This is a genomic window from Actinoplanes sp. NBRC 103695, assembly GCF_030269485.1.
Lineage (GTDB): Bacteria > Actinomycetota > Actinomycetes > Mycobacteriales > Micromonosporaceae > Actinoplanes.
In genome coordinates, this window is the sequence record NZ_BSTL01000013.1 from 256,522 (window position 1) to 272,859 (window position 16,338).

General features: G+C 70.0%; 16 protein-coding genes and 1 pseudogene. 14 read left to right on the top strand and 3 right to left on the bottom strand.

From position 1 onward, the window contains the following. The first annotated feature begins 362 nt into the window (after positions 1-362). From QSK31_RS24735 to QSK31_RS24765, 7 genes and pseudogenes are all read left to right on the top strand, one after another. On the top strand, positions 363-989 hold the full coding sequence (locus QSK31_RS24735) for a hypothetical protein (RefSeq protein ID WP_285686679.1): 627 nt from the start codon (positions 363-365) through the stop codon (positions 987-989). 66 nt (positions 990-1,055) lie between these two features. Beyond that, entirely contained in the window at positions 1,056-1,622 is a 567-nt protein-coding gene (locus QSK31_RS24740) for a YdeI/OmpD-associated family protein (RefSeq protein WP_285686680.1), read from the top strand. Positions 1,623-1,746: 124 nt separating this feature from the next. Further along, positions 1,747-3,183 carry a serine/threonine-protein kinase gene (locus QSK31_RS24745; protein WP_285686681.1) on the top strand — a complete coding sequence of 479 codons (1,437 nt, stop codon included), beginning with the start codon at positions 1,747-1,749 and terminating at the stop codon, positions 3,181-3,183. A 57-nt stretch (positions 3,184-3,240) separates the two neighbouring features. Continuing rightward, a pseudogene (locus tag QSK31_RS24750) lies at positions 3,241-3,528 on the top strand (MerR family transcriptional regulator); the annotation flags it as partial. Positions 3,529-3,650: 122 nt separating this feature from the next. Then, positions 3,651-4,229, top strand: coding sequence for a hypothetical protein (locus tag QSK31_RS24755; RefSeq protein WP_285686682.1), 579 nt, complete (start codon positions 3,651-3,653; stop codon positions 4,227-4,229). Between the two features lie 86 nt (positions 4,230-4,315). Further along, on the top strand, positions 4,316-5,605 hold the full coding sequence (locus QSK31_RS24760; RefSeq protein WP_285686683.1) for a signal peptidase I: 1,290 nt from the start codon (positions 4,316-4,318) through the stop codon (positions 5,603-5,605). An 84-nt stretch (positions 5,606-5,689) separates the two neighbouring features. Next, positions 5,690-6,319, top strand: a complete 630-nt coding sequence (locus QSK31_RS24765) for a hypothetical protein (protein WP_285686684.1) — start codon at positions 5,690-5,692, stop codon at positions 6,317-6,319. Between the two features lie 56 nt (positions 6,320-6,375). On the opposite strand, the gene QSK31_RS24770 is transcribed toward QSK31_RS24765, so the two are convergent. Beyond that, positions 6,376-8,124, bottom strand: coding sequence for a bifunctional metallophosphatase/5'-nucleotidase (locus QSK31_RS24770; protein WP_285686685.1), 1,749 nt, complete (start codon positions 8,122-8,124; stop codon positions 6,376-6,378). Between the two features lie 45 nt (positions 8,125-8,169). Between QSK31_RS24770 and QSK31_RS24775 the strand changes: the two genes are divergently transcribed. The 5 genes from QSK31_RS24775 to QSK31_RS24795 are packed head-to-tail and all read left to right on the top strand — an operon-like array spanning position 8,170 to position 13,102. Then, the gene (locus QSK31_RS24775) at positions 8,170-8,997 is read left to right on the top strand and encodes a hypothetical protein (protein ID WP_285686686.1); all 828 of its coding nucleotides are present in this window, start codon (positions 8,170-8,172) and stop codon (positions 8,995-8,997) included. Continuing rightward, a complete protein-coding gene (locus QSK31_RS24780; RefSeq protein WP_285686687.1) occupies positions 8,994-9,548 on the top strand; it encodes a DUF4129 domain-containing protein in 555 nt (184 codons plus the stop codon). Before QSK31_RS24775 ends, QSK31_RS24780 begins: the two co-directional genes overlap by 4 nt. A 13-nt stretch (positions 9,549-9,561) precedes the next feature. After that, positions 9,562-10,836: a DUF4350 domain-containing protein gene (locus QSK31_RS24785; RefSeq protein WP_285686688.1), complete on the top strand. Its 1,275-nt coding sequence runs from the start codon at positions 9,562-9,564 to the stop codon at positions 10,834-10,836. After that, complete coding sequence (locus QSK31_RS24790) at positions 10,833-11,783, top strand: AAA family ATPase (protein ID WP_285686690.1); 951 nt, start codon at positions 10,833-10,835, stop codon at positions 11,781-11,783. Before QSK31_RS24785 ends, QSK31_RS24790 begins: the two co-directional genes overlap by 4 nt. Next, the gene (locus tag QSK31_RS24795; protein WP_285686691.1) at positions 11,783-13,102 is read left to right on the top strand and encodes a DUF58 domain-containing protein; all 1,320 of its coding nucleotides are present in this window, start codon (positions 11,783-11,785) and stop codon (positions 13,100-13,102) included. Before QSK31_RS24790 ends, QSK31_RS24795 begins: the two co-directional genes overlap by 1 nt. A gap of 102 nt (positions 13,103-13,204) precedes the next feature. Here the strand turns inward: QSK31_RS24795 and QSK31_RS24800 are convergent, their stop codons facing one another. Beyond that, the gene (locus QSK31_RS24800) at positions 13,205-13,714 is read right to left on the bottom strand and encodes a hypothetical protein (RefSeq protein WP_285686692.1); all 510 of its coding nucleotides are present in this window, start codon (positions 13,712-13,714) and stop codon (positions 13,205-13,207) included. Between the two features lie 2 nt (positions 13,715-13,716). After that, positions 13,717-13,872, bottom strand: a complete 156-nt coding sequence (locus QSK31_RS24805; RefSeq protein WP_285686694.1) for a hypothetical protein — start codon at positions 13,870-13,872, stop codon at positions 13,717-13,719. A 236-nt stretch (positions 13,873-14,108) separates the two neighbouring features. On the opposite strand from QSK31_RS24805, the gene QSK31_RS24810 reads away from it, so the two are divergent. Beyond that, a complete protein-coding gene (locus tag QSK31_RS24810; RefSeq protein ID WP_285686695.1) occupies positions 14,109-15,554 on the top strand; it encodes a helix-turn-helix domain-containing protein in 1,446 nt (481 codons plus the stop codon). Beyond that, positions 15,548-16,072, top strand: a complete 525-nt coding sequence (locus QSK31_RS24815) for an NUDIX domain-containing protein (RefSeq protein ID WP_285686696.1) — start codon at positions 15,548-15,550, stop codon at positions 16,070-16,072. The genes QSK31_RS24810 and QSK31_RS24815 overlap by 7 nt, the downstream gene beginning before the upstream one ends. The last annotated feature ends 266 nt before the right edge of the window (positions 16,073-16,338 follow it).

Genomic DNA, 16,338 nt, shown 5'->3' on the forward strand with positions numbered 1-16,338 from the left:
GCGCGAGCTCAAGCCGCCCGACGCGGACCCAAACCGCCCAACGTGGCTCAAGCCGTCCGATATGGGCAGGGTGGTTGCGGCGGCGTGGCATGTTTGCGCGGGTGTGCGCGGCGTGGCGATGCGGGGAACCGGCCGCGTCGGGATCCCACGAGCGTGCGGAGTGGCGACACTGGGAAACCGGCAGCACCGGAATCCGGCGGGTATGCGGGTGACAGCGCTGACAACCGGCAGCGCTGACAACCGGCAGCGCTGACAACCGGCAGCGCTGACAACCGGCAGCGCTGACAACCGGCGGGTGTTTGCTCCGCGCTCGGGATGGGCACGGTGAAGCGAATCCGGCAGAGCGGAAGGCGGGACTGGCGATGCTCTCGAGGAAGAACAAGGCTGAGCGGACGGCCGCTCAGGCGTGGGAATACCTGTCGTCCGCGGTGGCCACGGCCGGCGACGCGGGCGTGCATGCGGTTGACGTGACCAGCGCGCGGGCCTCCAAGCTGGCGGATCGTGCGTCGCGGAAGTCGTCGAAGCTGGCCGGCAAGGCCGCCAAGAAGTCGTCGAAGTTCGCGGGCCGCGCGTCCAAGAAGTCGTCGAGTTTGGTGGACCAGGCTTCGAAGGTTGCCGACAAGGCCTCCAAGCAGTCTTCTAAGGTCGCTGACCAGGCCGCCAAGCGGTCGGCCGCGATCGCGGGTGTGGCGGCGGGGCTCGCGGCCTCGGCGCAGCATTCGGGGGTCAAGCTGGCCGAGCAGGCCGGTGACCGGGTGTCCGCAGCCGGTAACGAGGCGTGGTCGCGGGCGGCTCTGGCTGCCGACGCGCTGGCCGGGCGGCGGCGGCCTCTGCCGTGGGCGCTGCTGGTCGGGGTCGGACTGGTCGGGGTTGCCGTGGGCTGGGCGGCGGCCAACGCTGCCCGGGCGGCGGCCGAGCGGCAGGCTCAGGAGGAAGAGCTCGAGCTGGCCGAGTCGGCGGTCGTCGTCACCCCGGAGAAGCGCGGCTGATTCTCTCGCGGCCGGGCGGCGCACCTTGTCGCCCGGCCGCCATAAGCTGTGCCGATGACCGACGCCGTGTTCTTCGCCGACGCCGCTGAACTGCGTAAATGGTTCGAAAAGCACCACGACTCGGCGCCGGAGCTGTTCGTCGGGTACTACAAGAAGCACACCGGCAGGACGGGCGTCTCGCACACCGAGGCGATCGAGCAGGCGTTGTGTTTCGGCTGGATCGACAGCATCGGCCGGCGCATCGACGACGAGCGCCATCAGGTGCGGTTCACGCCGCGCCGGAAGGGCAGCGTATGGAGCGCGGTGAACATCGCGACCGTGGCGCGGCTGGCCGAACAGGGTCTGATGCGCCCGGCGGGGCAGAAAGTCTTCGACGAGCGCAAACCCGATCGGGTGGCGATCTACTCGTACGAGCAGCCGGCGGACGCCGAACTCGCGCCGGAACAACTGGCCCAGCTCCAGGCCGACGCGGGCGCCTGGGAGTGGTTCTCGGCACAATCTTCGGGTTACCGTCGTTCCGCAGTCCACTGGGTGGTCAGCGCAAAACGGGAAGATACCAGGTCACGACGCCTGTCCCAGCTGATCGCCGACTCGGCGGCGGGGCGCCGCGTGCCACCGCTGGTCCGCCGATGACCGCCCCGGCTCGGTAGCATGGCGAGTTGTCGCATCAGCCACAACAGCACGACCCACCCGGTCGCATCAGCCACAACAACACGACCCGCTCCCTCAGCCTCCCCACACAGATAGGTCCGCTCTGGTGCTCGACGTCGGTCATCTCCTCGACAACCGTTACCGGTTGGACGAGCGCATCGCCACGGGCGGGATGGGCGACGTCTGGAAGGGCACCGACGTCGTGCTCGGCCGCACGATCGCGGTCAAGGTGCTGCGGGACAACATGATGTCCGACCCGGAGTTCTCGGCCCGGTTCTACGGCGAGGCCCGGATGATGGCGGCGTTCCGGCACCCGGGCGTCGTCGAGGTGTTCGACTACGCGAGCTCCACCGGCAACGGCGACGACCAGTGCGCCTACCTCGTCATGGCGTACGTGGAGGGCGAGCCCCTGTCCTCCCGCCTCAAGGAGGTGGGCCGGCTCGACGTCACCGAGACCATGTCGATCGTGTCGCAGGCGGCCGACGCCCTGCACGCCGCGCACGAGAACGGCACCGTCCACCGGGACGTGAAACCGGGCAACCTGATGATCCGGCCGACCGGCGCGGTCATCCTGGTGGACTTCGGGGTGGCCCGGTCCAACGCGGTGACCAGCGTGACCGGGATCAACTCGATCGTCGGCACCGCCCTCTACATGGCGCCGGAGCAGGTGGCCAAGGGCAAGGTCACCCCGGCGACGGACATCTACGCGCTGGGCGCGGTCGCCTACCACTGCCTCGCCGGCCGGCCGCCGTTCGACGGCGACAACGCGCTCCAGGTCGCCCTGATGCACCTGGAGGACGAGCCGGCGCCGCTGCCCGACGAGGTGCCCGCGCCCGTACGGCAGCTGATCAGCCGGGCGATGGCCAAGCACCCGGACGACCGGTTCACCAGCGCCGCCGACTTCGCCGAGGCGGCCCTGGCGGCGACGCGGCCACTGGACTACCGCACGATGACCGGCACGTCGCTCACCGGCACCTCGCTGGCCGCTCCGCTGAGCCCGTCCGCGCCGACCCGGCAGGTGCCGATGCCGCGGAACACCCGGCCGGCCCCGGCGGTGGCACCGGCGCCGCCGCAGCAGCCGAGGGGCCGGGGCAGGCGGACGTCGCGCGGTCAGCTGGCCGTACTCGTCATGGTCATCACTCTGGGGCTCGCCGCGGCCGGCCTGGCCCTCGCGCTGGCGTTGCGGCCCACCAACAGCGACAGCGCCGTGGTCGAGCCGACGCCCACCCCGTCCTCCGAGGTCAGCGAGACCACCGACTCGGACGAGCCGACCGGCCCGGCCGAGGCGCCGCCGACCGGGGACAGCCAGCCCAACGTGCCCGCGCCGCCGCCGAACACCAAGCCGACGCCGAGCAAGTCGGCCTCGCCGACGCCGACGAAAACGAGCAAGCCGCCGGCCAGCCAGCCGCCGGACGACCCGCCGGACACGGGCGAGCCGACCACGCCGACGACGGAGCCGACCACGCCCGACGAGGGTGGCGGCGAGGAGGACGGCAACCAGGGCGCTGGGCCCGGCGTCACCGGCGTCAACATCGGGCTCTAAGGCGACGACGACGGCGACGGCAGCGACGAGGGCGACAGCAGCGACGACGAGGGCGACATGTTCCGGATCGGGGAGTTCGCCAACCTCGGCCGGGTTTCGGTCCGCATGCTGCGCCACTACGATGCGATCGGTCTGCTCCGCCCGGCGCGGGTCGAGAAGCCCAGCGGCTACCGCTACTACACCGCGGCGCAGCTGACCTCGCTCAACCGGATCGTCGCGCTCAAGGACCTCGGCTTCACGCCGGAGCAGGTCCAGGCCATGATCGACGAGAAGGTCGACGCCGGTGAGCTGCGCGGGATGCTCCGGATGCGGCGTGCCCAGCTCGCCGAGCAGGTGTACCTGGACTGCCCGCCCGGAGACTTCGACCACTGGGTGACCGAGTTGCAGGTTGAAGTTTCCAGTACTTCTCAAGTGTGACGCTGCGTAACCGAAAGGGAGTCTCGACCCGCTAAAAGGAAGAGGCTCTCATGGCGTTGAACAGGACACGAGTGGCGACGCTGCTGGGGGTCTTGCTCGGCGCTTCCCTGACCTCCACCATGATCGTCCGGACCACCCAGGCCGTGTTCACCGGCAGCACGTCGACGAACAACACCTGGGCCTCGGGCGGCGCGGAGATCACCAGCGACGGCACCGGCTCGGCCGTGTTCAACAGCGGCACCGACGGCGCGCTGGTCAACGGGCAGACGCTGACCAAGTGCATCGTCGTCACGTACAAGGGCGCCACCGTGCCCGCCGCGGTCAAGCTGTACAGCAGCGCGGTCGCCGGCACCGGCCTGGCCGACTACCTGAATGTGACCGTGGACGTCGGGTCCAGCACCTCCGTCGGCGGCAACTGCGCCGGCTGGGCGCTGAGCAGCACCCCGTTCACCGGGACGCTGACCGATTTCGCCGCGATGAACTCGTTTGCCAACGGGGTGGGCTCGTGGGGGCCTAGCGTCGTGAACGAGAAGCTGACGTACCGGTTCACGGTGACCGTGCAGAACGTGCCGGCCGCCCAGAACAAGACCGCGTCGGCGACGTTCACGTGGGAGGCGCAGACCGTGTGAGGCCCGGCCGGCACCGCAGGGAACGAAGCGGCAGGCACCGGCACCCGGATGGTGGAGCGGGCCGGCTGATCGCCGAGGCCGTCCGCGTGACGTTCGTGATGGTCCTGATGATGGTGCTCACGCTCGGTGCTTGGGTGCTGATTCCGCTGGCCTGGGGCTGGGACGCCTACACCGTCACGTCCGGGTCGATGACGCCTCTGGTACGGCCCGGTGACGTGGTCGTGGCCGCCGGAGATCACGATTCTGTGCGGGTCGGCACCCTCGTGGTCGTGAAGCCCGTCCGGCCCGGCGCCCAGCCCGTGACGCACCGTGTTGTCGAACGGTTGCCGGACGGTAGTTACCGAACCAAGGGCGACGCGAACCCGCAGCCGGACTCGCGGCTCATCGGCCCGCAGGAGATCATCGGCACCGCCCGCATCGTGGTGCCGCTCGCAGGGCTGGCGCAGCTCTATCTCGGACGCGGGGCGCCGGTCGCCGGAATCCTGCTGATCACGATCAGCGTGCTCCTCCCCGTACTGAAGAAAAGCCCGGTACTGAAGAAAAGCCCCCTATTCAAGAAGAGCCCCGTACGGAAGAAAAGCCGGAAGCAACCCGCGCTCGCCGCCGCCGTGGTCTGCGTGCTCGCCGCGAGTGCCGGCGCGGCCGGCACCTCCTGGGGCACCTCCCGGGCGGCCTGGACCCGGTCGACCAGCGCGAGCCAGACCTGGGCCTCGACGGCCTTCTACTACCAGACGGTGGTCGCCTCGGCGCCGGTCTCCTACTGGCGGATGAACAACACCGCCTCGATCACCGACGTGATGAACGTCAGCCCGCTCACCGTCAGCGGCACCAGCGCGCTGGCCGCGAGCGGGCTGCGCGGCGACCCCGACCCGTCGCTGCGCTTCTCGAAGGTGGCCAACACCTACGCCAGCAGCACCAACGCCGCCTACAGGATGACCGCGCCGATGACCGTGGCCTGCTGGACCAGCACGAACGGGGTCACGTTCGGCCGGCTGGTGTTCAAGGGCACGTCCACCGCCGGCGACGTCAACTACCTGCTGGCGTTCTCCACCGACGGCACCTACATGCGCTTCGTGATGGACCAGACCGCCTCTGTGCGCGCGACGGCCGGCGGTGCCGGCAAGTCCGACTGGGCGAAGGACGGCACCTGGAAGTTCGTGGTCGGCGTGTACGACGGCGCCATGGCAAGGCTGTACGTCAACGGCGTCGAGAAGGACGCGGTCACGGCGACCAGCATGGTCGGGTCGAACAACCGGCTGGCCGTCAACGAGTCCGGGACGAACGCGATGGACGGCGACATCGACGAGGTGAGCATCTGGAACCGGGCGCTGAGCGCGGCCGAAGTCCAGAACCTGTGGAACATCGGCAAGAAGTAGCTCATGTCCGCCCCCGTCCCGCCGATGGTGGGACCACTTCGGCAAGGCACTGCACCCCCGCCGCTACTCGCAAAGGCCCTCGCCATGACGACTCAGCTTCCCCACCCGCCGCCGTCGGCGTACTCGACCGCCCCGCCGTGGGCGAACCCCGCACCGCAGCCGACCGAGAACGGGCCGACCGAGAACGGGCCGGCCGGACCCGAGTACCAGCCCTACCTGCAGACCGGGCAGCTCCTGGTGCCCTACCCGGAGGAGATGCGCAACGCCTCCCGGCCCACCCCGCCCGCGTGGTGGCCGGTCGCGATCTGGACGTTCTTCCTCAGCGCTCTCGGCGCGGTCTCCGCCGCCCGGCGTGCCGACATGGCCCGCCGCGGCGGCAACAGCCCGGCGCCGTACTGGATCACCTGGGCGGCGACGCTGGCTATCGGCGCGGTCTTCTGGACGATCACCGTCGCGGTCGCCCTGCCGGCCTGGAACCAGTACCGGGAGCAGGGCATCACCACCCAGGTCGAGAAGAACATGCTCAAGGACGGCCAGCTCAAGAGCCTGCTCGGTGTCAGCGCCACCGCGGTCAACTGTGACCCGATGGCCGTCCGGGACGTCGGCGGCATCCGGGCGTACGACTGCGCGCTCACGCTCGAGGACGGGCGTACCGGCACCGTGACCGTCACCTCGGGCACGGACGCCAAGTGGGCCGTGGTCCGCAAGAAGTAATCACAGAGACTCGCGGCGCACCCTCCGGCGGGGAGGGGTGCGCCGCGTAGCACTTTCTAGAAGACGGGCTCGCCGGCCCGGGTCAGGCGCCAGTTGGGTACGAAGAAGTCGGCCGGGTCGATCGCGCCGCGTTCCTGCGCCCAGTCGATCAGCAACTGCCGGATCTCCTGCTGGGCGTTGTAGACCTGGGTCTTCACGATGCCCGGGAAGTTGCCGCCGCCGCTGCGCCGGTAGTTGTTGACGGCCACCACGAACCGGGCGTCCCGCGCCACGTCGATGACGATGCGTGAACCGACCGGTTTGCTGATGTCGATGTCGTACGCGATGCCAGAGATGGTGTCGTAGTTGTAGTCCGGCACCGCGGGGTCGCTGATCGTCGCCGGGTCGGCCGGGGCGCCCGGCGCCAGCGTGACGAAGTACTTCGCCGAGTACTCCAGGTACGCCTTCACCTCGGCGCCGGTGAGGACCACCGCCTCCAGGGTGTTGTCGTAGATGTAGAGCCCGGCCACATCTTTGATCTTCACGTCGCCCTGCGGGAACACCGCGGTCCGGCTGAACGGCGCCGCGATGGAGAGCACCGGCAGGCCGGCGTACTCGGTGCCGGCCAGCGCCGAGGTCACCGTGTCCGTCTGCACCTTGTTGATGTAGTCCAGGATCGGCGTGTCCTTGTACCGCGACTCGGCGGCGCTCAGCTCCACCGTCGAGGTGGCGACGACCTGGTTGACGTACGCGACGGTGGTGGCGTGCTGCCGTCGCACCGCCTTGACCACCTCGGGGTCCTCGGCGACCGTGTTGGTGTTGAGGGTGGCCGCCCGCTTGTCGGTGATCGTCCAGCGGCCGCGCTCCCGGGTCAGCGTGAAGTCCATCCGGGTCAGCCGCTGGCCCCACTTCGACGGCTCGGAGAGCAGCACCTGGGCGCCGGTCGCGGTGTTCGTGACGAAGCGCTGCGCCACCTCGTTGTGCGCGTGGCCGAACAGGATCGCGTCGATGCCCGGCACCTGCTCGGCGATCAGCGCGCTCGGGTTCTCGACCGGCAGCTCCGGGCCGTAACTGGAGGTGCCGCTGTCCCCGCCGTGCGCCGAGATCAGCACGATGTCCGCACCGTTGCGGCGCATGATCGGCACGTACTTCGCTGCCGTCGCGACCAGGTCGTCGAAGCGGAGCACGCCCTCCACGACGGCCCGGTCCCAGATCGCCACGCCCGGGTTGGTCAGGCCGAGGATCCCCACCCGCAGCGTCGTGTTTCCCAAGGTCAACTTCTTGATGGTGTACGGGCGGAAGGCCGGCCGCCCCGTCGCCACATTCACCGCGTTGGCCGCCAGGGCCGGGAAACCGAGCTGGCGGATCCAGAGGTTCAGCAGCGGCAGCCCGTAGTTGAACTCGTGGTTCCCGAGCGTCACGGCGTCGTAGTGCAGCACGTTCATGGCCTTGGCCATCGGGTGCTTCGCGCCGGTCTCGGTGATCGGCTCCTGTTTGGCGTAGTAGGTGGCCAGCGGCGTCCCCTGAATCGTGTCGCCCGCGTCCAGCACCAGCGTGGTGACGCCACGCTCGGCCCGGATCTGGTTGACCAGGGCGGCCAGCTTGGCGACGCCGACATCGTTGTGCGCGCTGTCGTCGTACTCGGCGTCGGAGTAGTAGTCCCAGTTGTAGACGTTGCCGTGCGTGTCGGAGGTCCCGAGCACCGAAAGCTTGAACGTACGGGCGCCGGCGGTGACCGGCCCCGAGACCGTGAACGGTGCGGCCGCGGCGGCAGCGGTGGCCGCCGAGGCGGCGAGCACGCCACGTCGAGTGAGTTGGAAAGTCACCCGGGCACGATAACCGGGATGACCCTGTGAAATAGGATGCGGCCCATGTCAGGGCAGCCGGAGCTTCCGCTGCGCCCGATGACGCTCGGCGAGCTGCTCGACGCGGCTATGGCGCTGTTGCGGCGCCGGGCGTTGCCGCTGTTCGCCGCCGGCATCCTGCTCGCCGCCGCGGAGCAGGTGGCTCTCGCGCCGATGCGCTCCTGGGCGCACCTGACGCCGCCCTGGTACGGGCCGACCGAGGCCTACCTGATCCCGTGGTGGATCACCGTCGCCGCCGGGTTCGGCACCGAACTGTTCGTCCTCACGCTGCTCGGGGCGTACGCCGCCGCGGCCGCCGGGCCGGCCCTGCTCGGCCAGGAGGTGCGGCACCGGGCGCTGTGGCGGCGGTCCCGGCCGCTCGCCGCGGCGGGGCTCGCGCTGTGGCTGGGCGCGGTGGGCACGGTCGGGGCGCTGCTCGTGGTCATCCCGTGGGCGGTCTTCTACGGGTTCTTCGCGATGACCCCGGCGGCGCTGGTGATCGACCGGGCGAAGAACCCGCTCGGGCGGGCGATGCGGCTGGCCGGGCGGCAGACCGCCCGCGGCTTCTGGATCCTGATCACCGCCTATCTGACCTGGGCCGCGGTGCGTGGCGCGCTGGGCATCGGGTGGACCGAGATGGTCCGGCTGATCACCGGGGCCGAGCCGGAATTCCAGACCTGGGTGGTGCCGGCCGCGCGGGCGCTCGGCAACGGCGTCGCGTACGCGGCCCTGGCCTGTGTCTCCGCCGTGCTGGTGATCGACGTGCGGGTGCGGACCGAGGGGCTGGACATCCTGATCAGCCGGACCCGCAGCCTCGGCGGCGACGTGGACAAGACCCTGGTGCACGTCCCGTGAGCCGGATCTGGGACGAGACCGCCGCGATCATCTTCGACGTGATTCCGGCCGGCACCGCGATCCTGCTGCTGCTCTTCGCCGGTGCGCTGGCCGGCACCCTCTGGTACTTCTTCCCGCGCTGGGTGCCGAAGCGGTTCGCGCTGCCCGACTGGATACGCCGCCGGCCCAAGAAGGCGAAGGCGCCGAAGGCGAAGCGGGTCGCCGACGACGCCACCGAGGCGGTGATCACCCCGGCCGAGCCGGAGGCCGCCGTCGCCGACCTCACGCTGGCCGACCAGCTGGCCGCCGAGGGCCGGTACGCCGAAGCCCTCCGCCAGCGCCTGCGGGTGATCCTCGGCGAGCTGATCGCCGCGCGTCTGGTTCCGCCGCAGCCGGGCTGGACGGCCGCCGAGCTCGCCACCATGGCCGGCGGGCAGCGGCCCGCGGTGGCCGGCCCGCTGGGCGGCGCCACCGAGCTGTTCGCCGAGGTCTGGTACGGCCAGCGCCCCGCCGCGCAGGCCCACGACCAGCACATGCGCACCCTCACCGACCAGGTCAGGGCAGCCTTGTGAAACAGAGCTCCCTATGAAGAACTGGCTCAAGGCAGCCATCCCACCGGCGATCGCGGCGGCCATCGTGGCCACCACGCTGATCACGCACGCCGTACAGCAGCCGGATCCGAGCGAACCCACGTACCTCTCCCCCATCGCCCGGACCGACGACGGCGCCGCCGCCCTCGCCGACCGCCTGACCCAGCAGGGTGTCGCCGTGCAACGGCGGACCAGCACCCCCGAGGCGCTCGCCGCCGCCACCACCGCCCGCAACGCCACCATCTTCGTGCCCGCGCCCGAGATGATCCGGCCCGAGTACCTCGACGACTTCCGGATCGTGCCGCCGTCGGTGCGGATCGTGCTGGTCGCCCCGAACCGGTCGGTGCTGTCGAAGCTGGACGCGCTCGTGCCGCAGGCCGGTCCCCGCTGGACCGCCGCCGCGCCGGACCCCGGCTGCAACGCGGCGTTCGCCACCGGCCGGGCCGCGGTGCTGCGCTGGCAGTACGCGCCCGCCGAAGGTCAGCTGCTGAGCTGCTACAACGGCGGCGTGGTCGAGGTGGACCGCGGCGGCCCGCCGATCACGCTGGTCGGCGCGCCGGACCCGTTCCGCAACGACCGGCAGGGCGAATGGTCCAACGCCGACTTCGCCGTCGAGCTGCTCGGCCGCGGATCCACGGTGGTCTGGCTGGACCTGCACGAACGGGAGCCGGGGCCGCCGCCCGACCAGGTGAACGGCGAACCGGCCGGCCCCGACGAGGGCGACCGCGGTGAGGTCGGCAACGGCGACGAGTCCGGCGACAGCTCCGACAGCCGGTCGGACCAGGGCCAGGGCCAGAGCGAGGGCGACCCGTCGGCGCGGCAGCAGCCCGACGAGCAGTCCGTCCTCGACGCGTTCCCGCAGGCGTTCTGGGCGGCGGTGCTGCTGGTCATCCTGGCGATGGTCGCGTTCGCGGCGGCGTCCGCACGGCGGCTGGGCGCGCCGGTGACCGAGCCGCTGCCGGCCCGGGTGCGCGCCTCGGAGACCGTACGCGGACTGGCCGGTCTCTATCGGCGGGCCGGAGCACGCGACGCCTCCCTGGCCACCGTCCAGGCCGCGGCCCTGCGCCGGTTGGCCGCGCACTTCGACCTGCCACTCGATCTGGACGCCGTGTCGAACCGGGTGGCGGCCGAGCTGAATCTGCCGGCCGAAGAAGTACGCGGCGTCCTCGTCGGGGAGCCCGAGGACACCGACGACGACCTTGTTCTGCGGGCCGCTGCCGTCCAACGGCTGGTGAGCGCCGTGCTCGGCGATGAGAAGGGGAAACAGTGAGTTCTTCGGTGGAGGCGCTCGGCCGGCTGCGCGCCGAGGTCGGCAAGGCCGTGGTCGGCCAGGACGCCGTCGTCGGCGGGGTGGTGATCGCGCTGCTCTGCGGCGGCCACGTCCTGCTCGAGGGCGTGCCCGGAGTGGCCAAGACGCTGCTCGTCCGGGCCCTGGCCGCCGGTCTCGACCTGCAGACCAAGCGCGTCCAGTTCACCCCCGACCTGATGCCCGGCGACGTGACCGGCTCGCTGGTGTACGACGCCCGGACCGCCGCGTTCAACTTCCGGCCCGGCCCGATCTTCACCAACCTGCTGCTCGCCGACGAGATCAACCGGACGCCGCCGAAGACGCAGGCCGCGCTGCTGGAGGCGATGGAGGAACGCACCGTCAGCATCGACGGCGAGTCGCGGCGGCTGCCCGAACCGTTCATCGTGGCGGCCACCCAGAACCCGATCGAGTACGAGGGCACCTACCCGCTGCCGGAGGCGCAGCTGGACCGGTTCCTGCTGAAGCTGTCGGTGCCGCTGCCGGAACGCCACGACGAGCTCAACGTGCTGCGCGCCCACCACCACGGCTTCGACCCGCGCGACCTGAAGGCGGCCGGGCTGACCGCGGTGGCCACCGCCGAGGACCTGGCCGCCGGCCGGGCCGCGGTGCGCCGGGTGGCGGTCACCGACGCCGTGCTGGAGTACATCGTGGACCTGGTCCGGGCCACCCGGCAGGCCCCTTCGCTGGAGCTGGGCGCGTCCCCGCGCGGCGCCACGGCCCTGCTCGCGGTGGCCAAGGCGCGCGCCTGGCTGAGCGGCCGCGACTACGCGATGCCGGACGACGTGAAGGCGTTCGCGCTGCCCACGTTGCGGCACCGGGTGCGGTTGAGGGCGGAGGCCGAACTGGACGGCATCACCGTGGACGCGGTGCTGCGCTCGGTGCTGTCCGCCGTGCCCGCGCCGCGCTGATGGTCACCCGCCGGTTCGCGCTGCTGATCGCGGCGGGCGCGCTCGTCGTCGCGGTGGTGCCGGCGCCGTGGCTGGTCCTCGCCGGGATGCTGGTGCTGCTCGCCGGGGTCGCCGTCCTGGACGCGCTGGCGGCGGCGCCGCTGGACACGGTGCGGCTGCGCCGCGACGGCGACACCACGGTGTGGCTGGGCCAGACGGCGACGGTCACGCTGACCGTCGGCAACGCCGCCGGTCGGGTGCTGCGCCTGTCGGTGCGGGACAGCTGGGTGCCGTCGGCGGGTTCGGCCAACGCGGAGCACCGGCTGGAGCTTCCCCCGGGTACGGAGGAGAGCATCGCGACCTCGCTCACGCCGACCCGGCACGGCGACCGGCCGGCAGTGCGCGTGACACTGCGGTCGTACGGGCCGTTGCGTCTCGCGTACCGGCAGCGCCGCGCCTCCTGGAACGAGGAGAACACCCCACCGTGGACGCTGCGGGTCCTCCCCCGCTTCCCGTCCCGCCGCCTGCTGCCGGAGAAACTGGCGAAGCTGCGGGTCTTCGACGGCGCCGTGGTGACCCGCGGGCGCGGCCAGGGCACCGAGTTCGACAACCTTCGCGAGTACGTGGTCGGCGACGACGTCCGCTCGATCGACTGGCGGGCCAGCGCCCGGGCCCAGGACGTGGTCGTGCGGACGTGGCGCCCCGAACGCGACCGCCGGGTGCTCTGCCTGCTGGACACCGGCCGGACCGCGGCCGCCCGGATCGGCGACGAGCCCCGCCTGGACGCCTGCATCGACGCGGCGCTGCTGCTCTCGGTGCTGGCCACCCGCGCCGACGACCGGGTGGACCTGCTGGCCGTGGACACCGAGATCCGCGCCCGGGTCGAGGGCGGCGGCCACCGTACCAAGCTGGCCCGCCTGATCTCCGGCCTGGCCGCGCTGGAACCGGCCCTGGTCGAGACCGACTTCGGCCTGGCCGTCGCCGAACTGCTGCGCCGCGACCACAAGCGCGCCCTGGTGATCATCTTCACGGCCCTGGACGCCGCCCCGATCATCGAGGGCCTGCTCCCGGTGATGTCCAAGCTGGCCACCCGCCATCGCGTGGTGGTGGCGAGCGTCCGCGACCCGGAGACCGCCCGCCTGGCCCGCCTGCCCGAGTCCAACGTGACGGCTGACGACGTCCACGTGGCGGCCGCCGCCGAACTGTCCCTCGACGAACGCGACCGCGTCCGGGCCGTCCTCACCCAGCTCGGCGTCACGGTCATCGACGAGACCCGCGACCACTTCGCCTCGAAGGTCGCCGACATGTACCTGGCCCTGAAGGCCGCCGGGCGGCTCTGACTCCGGAGGCCGAGGCCCCCGGACGCCCCGCGTTCCATCGGTTGCGCCCTGCGCGTCGGCTCGGCCTCGGTCTTGGCCCCTGTCTCGTCTTGGTCTCTCTCGTCAGAGTTCGCTGTCGAGGATCGTCTGCCGCTGTTCTGGAGGTACATGCCAACTTTCCAGCGCCGCTTCCACGCATCCCCGGTTGAGCTGGAAGGAGTACCAAGGGCTGTCGGCCAGACCGCCGTAAAGGCCGTCCAGGACGAGGCCCGTGATGGCAAGTTGCTCGCCGGCGACGTTGACGTTTATCTCGACGTCGCGAGGCAGCGTAAGCAACTGCTTCAATAGCTCATCCCTCGTGATCGTACGAGCTTCCTGGCGAAGCACGTCAGCCAGCATCCGGCCTCCACACCTTGTCACGAAATCATCGACGATCCTGGCGAGTGCCAATGCAAAGGTTTCGGCCTCCGACCTGGAAAGCCTTGTCGCAGTGGAGGCTCCAGCGCTGTCGGTCAAACGGAGCTCTATCAGGTCCGCGTCCGGGTCCGAGCCGTCCGGCACCAAGAGCGTCGTAGAAATCATGCCGCGCGCCTCGCCGACGCGTTGGACCTCGATCTCGATCTGGGATCCCATGCCTATCCCTCTTCGCCAGAGAAGTGGTCCATCCGGAAGATCCCTCTGAGCGCTTCGGTGGCGCTGTCCTCATCCAAGCTGATTGCCGTCGCTTGGTGCGCCTCGTTCCATCCGACGTCGATCACGTTCAGCGCGAGACCGCTGAGAAGCACCACCACGCGCGGAGCCTCAGGCAAATCGTCCAGGTACGAGGAAAGTCGTCGCGTCTCACCGGCACCGCCACTCTCCAGATGGTCGGATCATTGCCAGGTGAGCATCGCGAGAATGAACCCCTGCGGCCATGGCCGAACGCGTATGCGTCTCATACATGGCATGCATGCGGGCCGTCGCGTACCGTGATCGGATCTGGACCGGTGGACCATCGACGACGTCGCTTTAGGAGCAGTTCGCAGGTATGAATCGGAAGCGCGGGACGATTTATTGTCGTTGCGGTAGCCGTCTTGCGCATGACAACGCCGCCAGCCAGTGCGTCGTCTGCCAGAAGAGAACCAGCGATCTGGCAATCCGTCCGCCGATCGTGGGACCTGACTTCTGGGAGGCACCACAGATCCACGACGCGCTCGCCGCGCGTCACATCGGCTTGATCTCACGCGCATACCGCAAGCATCCGCAACACATCGCGGTACACGGAAGAGACGGGATCTCACAAGAGACAGTCGCGGGTTGGCTGGGCCTGACTCAGGCGCAGGTAAGCCGAATCGAGAACGGCCCTCCCGTCAAACACCTCGACAGCCTCGCACGGTGGGCTCGAACATTACGCATTCCCGCTCGTCTGCTTTGGTTCAAGATCTCCCTTGACTACGACGGACCTTCGATTCGCGCGGTTGAGCCATCTCCAGCCATTCCTCCCACCACGATCTCGCTGTCCGTGGATTCCTTGGTGGCGCCTGGCGCGTCCCCGGCAGCCGCCCTGGAGGCGTTTCGGGCGGCCGATCGCCGAAATGGCGGCGGTCACTTGTACGCGGCCGTCGTCAGATACCTGCAGACCAAGGTCGCTCCGAAGCTGTTCGGCGTCGATCACGGGGGTGACAGTCGGTTCGACTTCACCGTCGCTGCCGCCCTCACCGAGATGGCCGGTTGGATGGCGCACGACGCAGGCCACGATCGGTCCGCTGAACATCACTTCACCCGCTCGCTGGGCCTGGCCCGAGTGGGTGGGGACAGGCAGCTCGATGTCCATGTTCTCGCCAGCATGAGCCATCTGGCTCACCATCGCCAGAAGCCTCATGACGCGGCCCGGCTCGCCCGACGTGGACGACACCTCCTGACCCGAACGCCGCGTCAGCCCGAACTCGAGGCACGCGTGATCGCCATGGAGGCGCGCGCCTCCGCGGCATTGGGACGAAGCAAGGAATGCGCCCAACGGATCATCGATGCCGAGTGCGCCCTGTCCGCTACGGCCGGGGTGGAACGGTCACCCTGGACGAGTCATTTCGATGAAGGTTCGCTCGCGTGCGAGGCGGCACGATGTCTCCTACAGCTTGATGACCTGGCCGCGGCCGGGCGTCAAGCCGAACGTGTCATCGTGCTGCGGCCGGGTGACCGCACTCGAAGCCGTGCATTCGGCCAGATCATCTTGGCTATGGTTCGGGTACGACAGGACAAGCCCGACGAGGCGTGCGCTGTGGCGCACGAAGTTCTGGAGTCGACGCCACAGCTCGGCTCCTATCTGATCGTTCAACAGTTCCTTGAGCTGTGTCGGTCCTTGGAGACCTATCAGACGAGCCGCCCGGTCGCCGAGTTCCTGGGCCGCCTCGATGAGACCCTGCGCGACCGCCTATGGCTCAATCGGTGGTTGTCCGACGGTCGAAACGCGGAAGATCCTGCGGAGACATGGTGAGTTCGGCCGAACCCCTGTTTGAGCGTGACCCAGAAGCATGGCACGCGCATCTGGCAGAAGGAAATGCCACACAGGCCCGAAAGCGTGTCAGTGCCGACGCGCTCATTCGCGACCGGGCCGGACGTGTGCTTCTTGTCGACCCGCGATACAAGCCCGGATGGGATACCCCGGGCGGCATGGCCGAGGCCAACGAGCCGCCGGACGCCGCAGTGCGACGCGAAATTCGCGAAGAACTCGGGCTCACGATTCACGTCGGACCGGTCCTCGTCGTCGACTGGGTGTCGCCGCATGGCCCCTGGGATGACCTCCTCGCCTTCGTCTTCGACGGCGGCGAGATAGGTGCTGAGCAGATGCTCGAAGTCAGATTCCGTGACGACGAAATCTCTGCCTATGAATTCTGCACACCGGAACAGGCAGGCGAACGACTTCGTCCGCACATCTGGCGCCGGCTCGTCGCTGCCCTTGAAGCCCTCGAGAGCAGGCGCGCACGTTACCTCCGTGATGGCCTTGCACCGTAGCCGCTCGCCGGCGGTGGTGGTGGCAGGGAGACGGCTTCGGTCAGGTGGCCGTGCAGGTTGATCAGATCCGTGACGGCGATCCGATCGTCCGCGCTCAGCGTCATGATCCCGGTCTTACCGTCTCCGCTTTCCTCGAGGTGGAACCGGACTGACGTCGTTCGCGTGGCGGCGTACTCTTGGCCGCGTGAACAGCGTGCGACGTGACCGACGCCGGGCCCTGCCCGACCGTCCGCGCTGACACGTGTCTCCCGCCGGCGGGTTCGTCT

Bases quoted from the DNA above. Each gene is read 5' to 3' on its own strand.
- QSK31_RS24735 (WP_285686679.1), top strand. From the start codon at position 363: ATGCTCTCGAGGAAGAACAAGGCTGAGCGGACGGCCGCTCAGGCGTGG.
- QSK31_RS24755 (WP_285686682.1), top strand. From the start codon at position 3,651: ATGGCGTTGAACAGGACACGAGTGGCGACGCTGCTGGGGGTCTTGCTC.
- QSK31_RS24765 (WP_285686684.1), top strand. From the start codon at position 5,690: ATGACGACTCAGCTTCCCCACCCGCCGCCGTCGGCGTACTCGACCGCC.
- QSK31_RS24775 (WP_285686686.1), top strand. From the start codon at position 8,170: ATGTCAGGGCAGCCGGAGCTTCCGCTGCGCCCGATGACGCTCGGCGAG.
- QSK31_RS24785 (WP_285686688.1), top strand. From the start codon at position 9,562: ATGAAGAACTGGCTCAAGGCAGCCATCCCACCGGCGATCGCGGCGGCC.
- QSK31_RS24795 (WP_285686691.1), top strand. From the start codon at position 11,783: ATGGTCACCCGCCGGTTCGCGCTGCTGATCGCGGCGGGCGCGCTCGTC.
- QSK31_RS24800 (WP_285686692.1), bottom strand. From the start codon at position 13,714: ATGGGATCCCAGATCGAGATCGAGGTCCAACGCGTCGGCGAGGCGCGC.
- QSK31_RS24810 (WP_285686695.1), top strand. From the start codon at position 14,109: ATGAATCGGAAGCGCGGGACGATTTATTGTCGTTGCGGTAGCCGTCTT.
- QSK31_RS24815 (WP_285686696.1), top strand. From the start codon at position 15,548: ATGGTGAGTTCGGCCGAACCCCTGTTTGAGCGTGACCCAGAAGCATGG.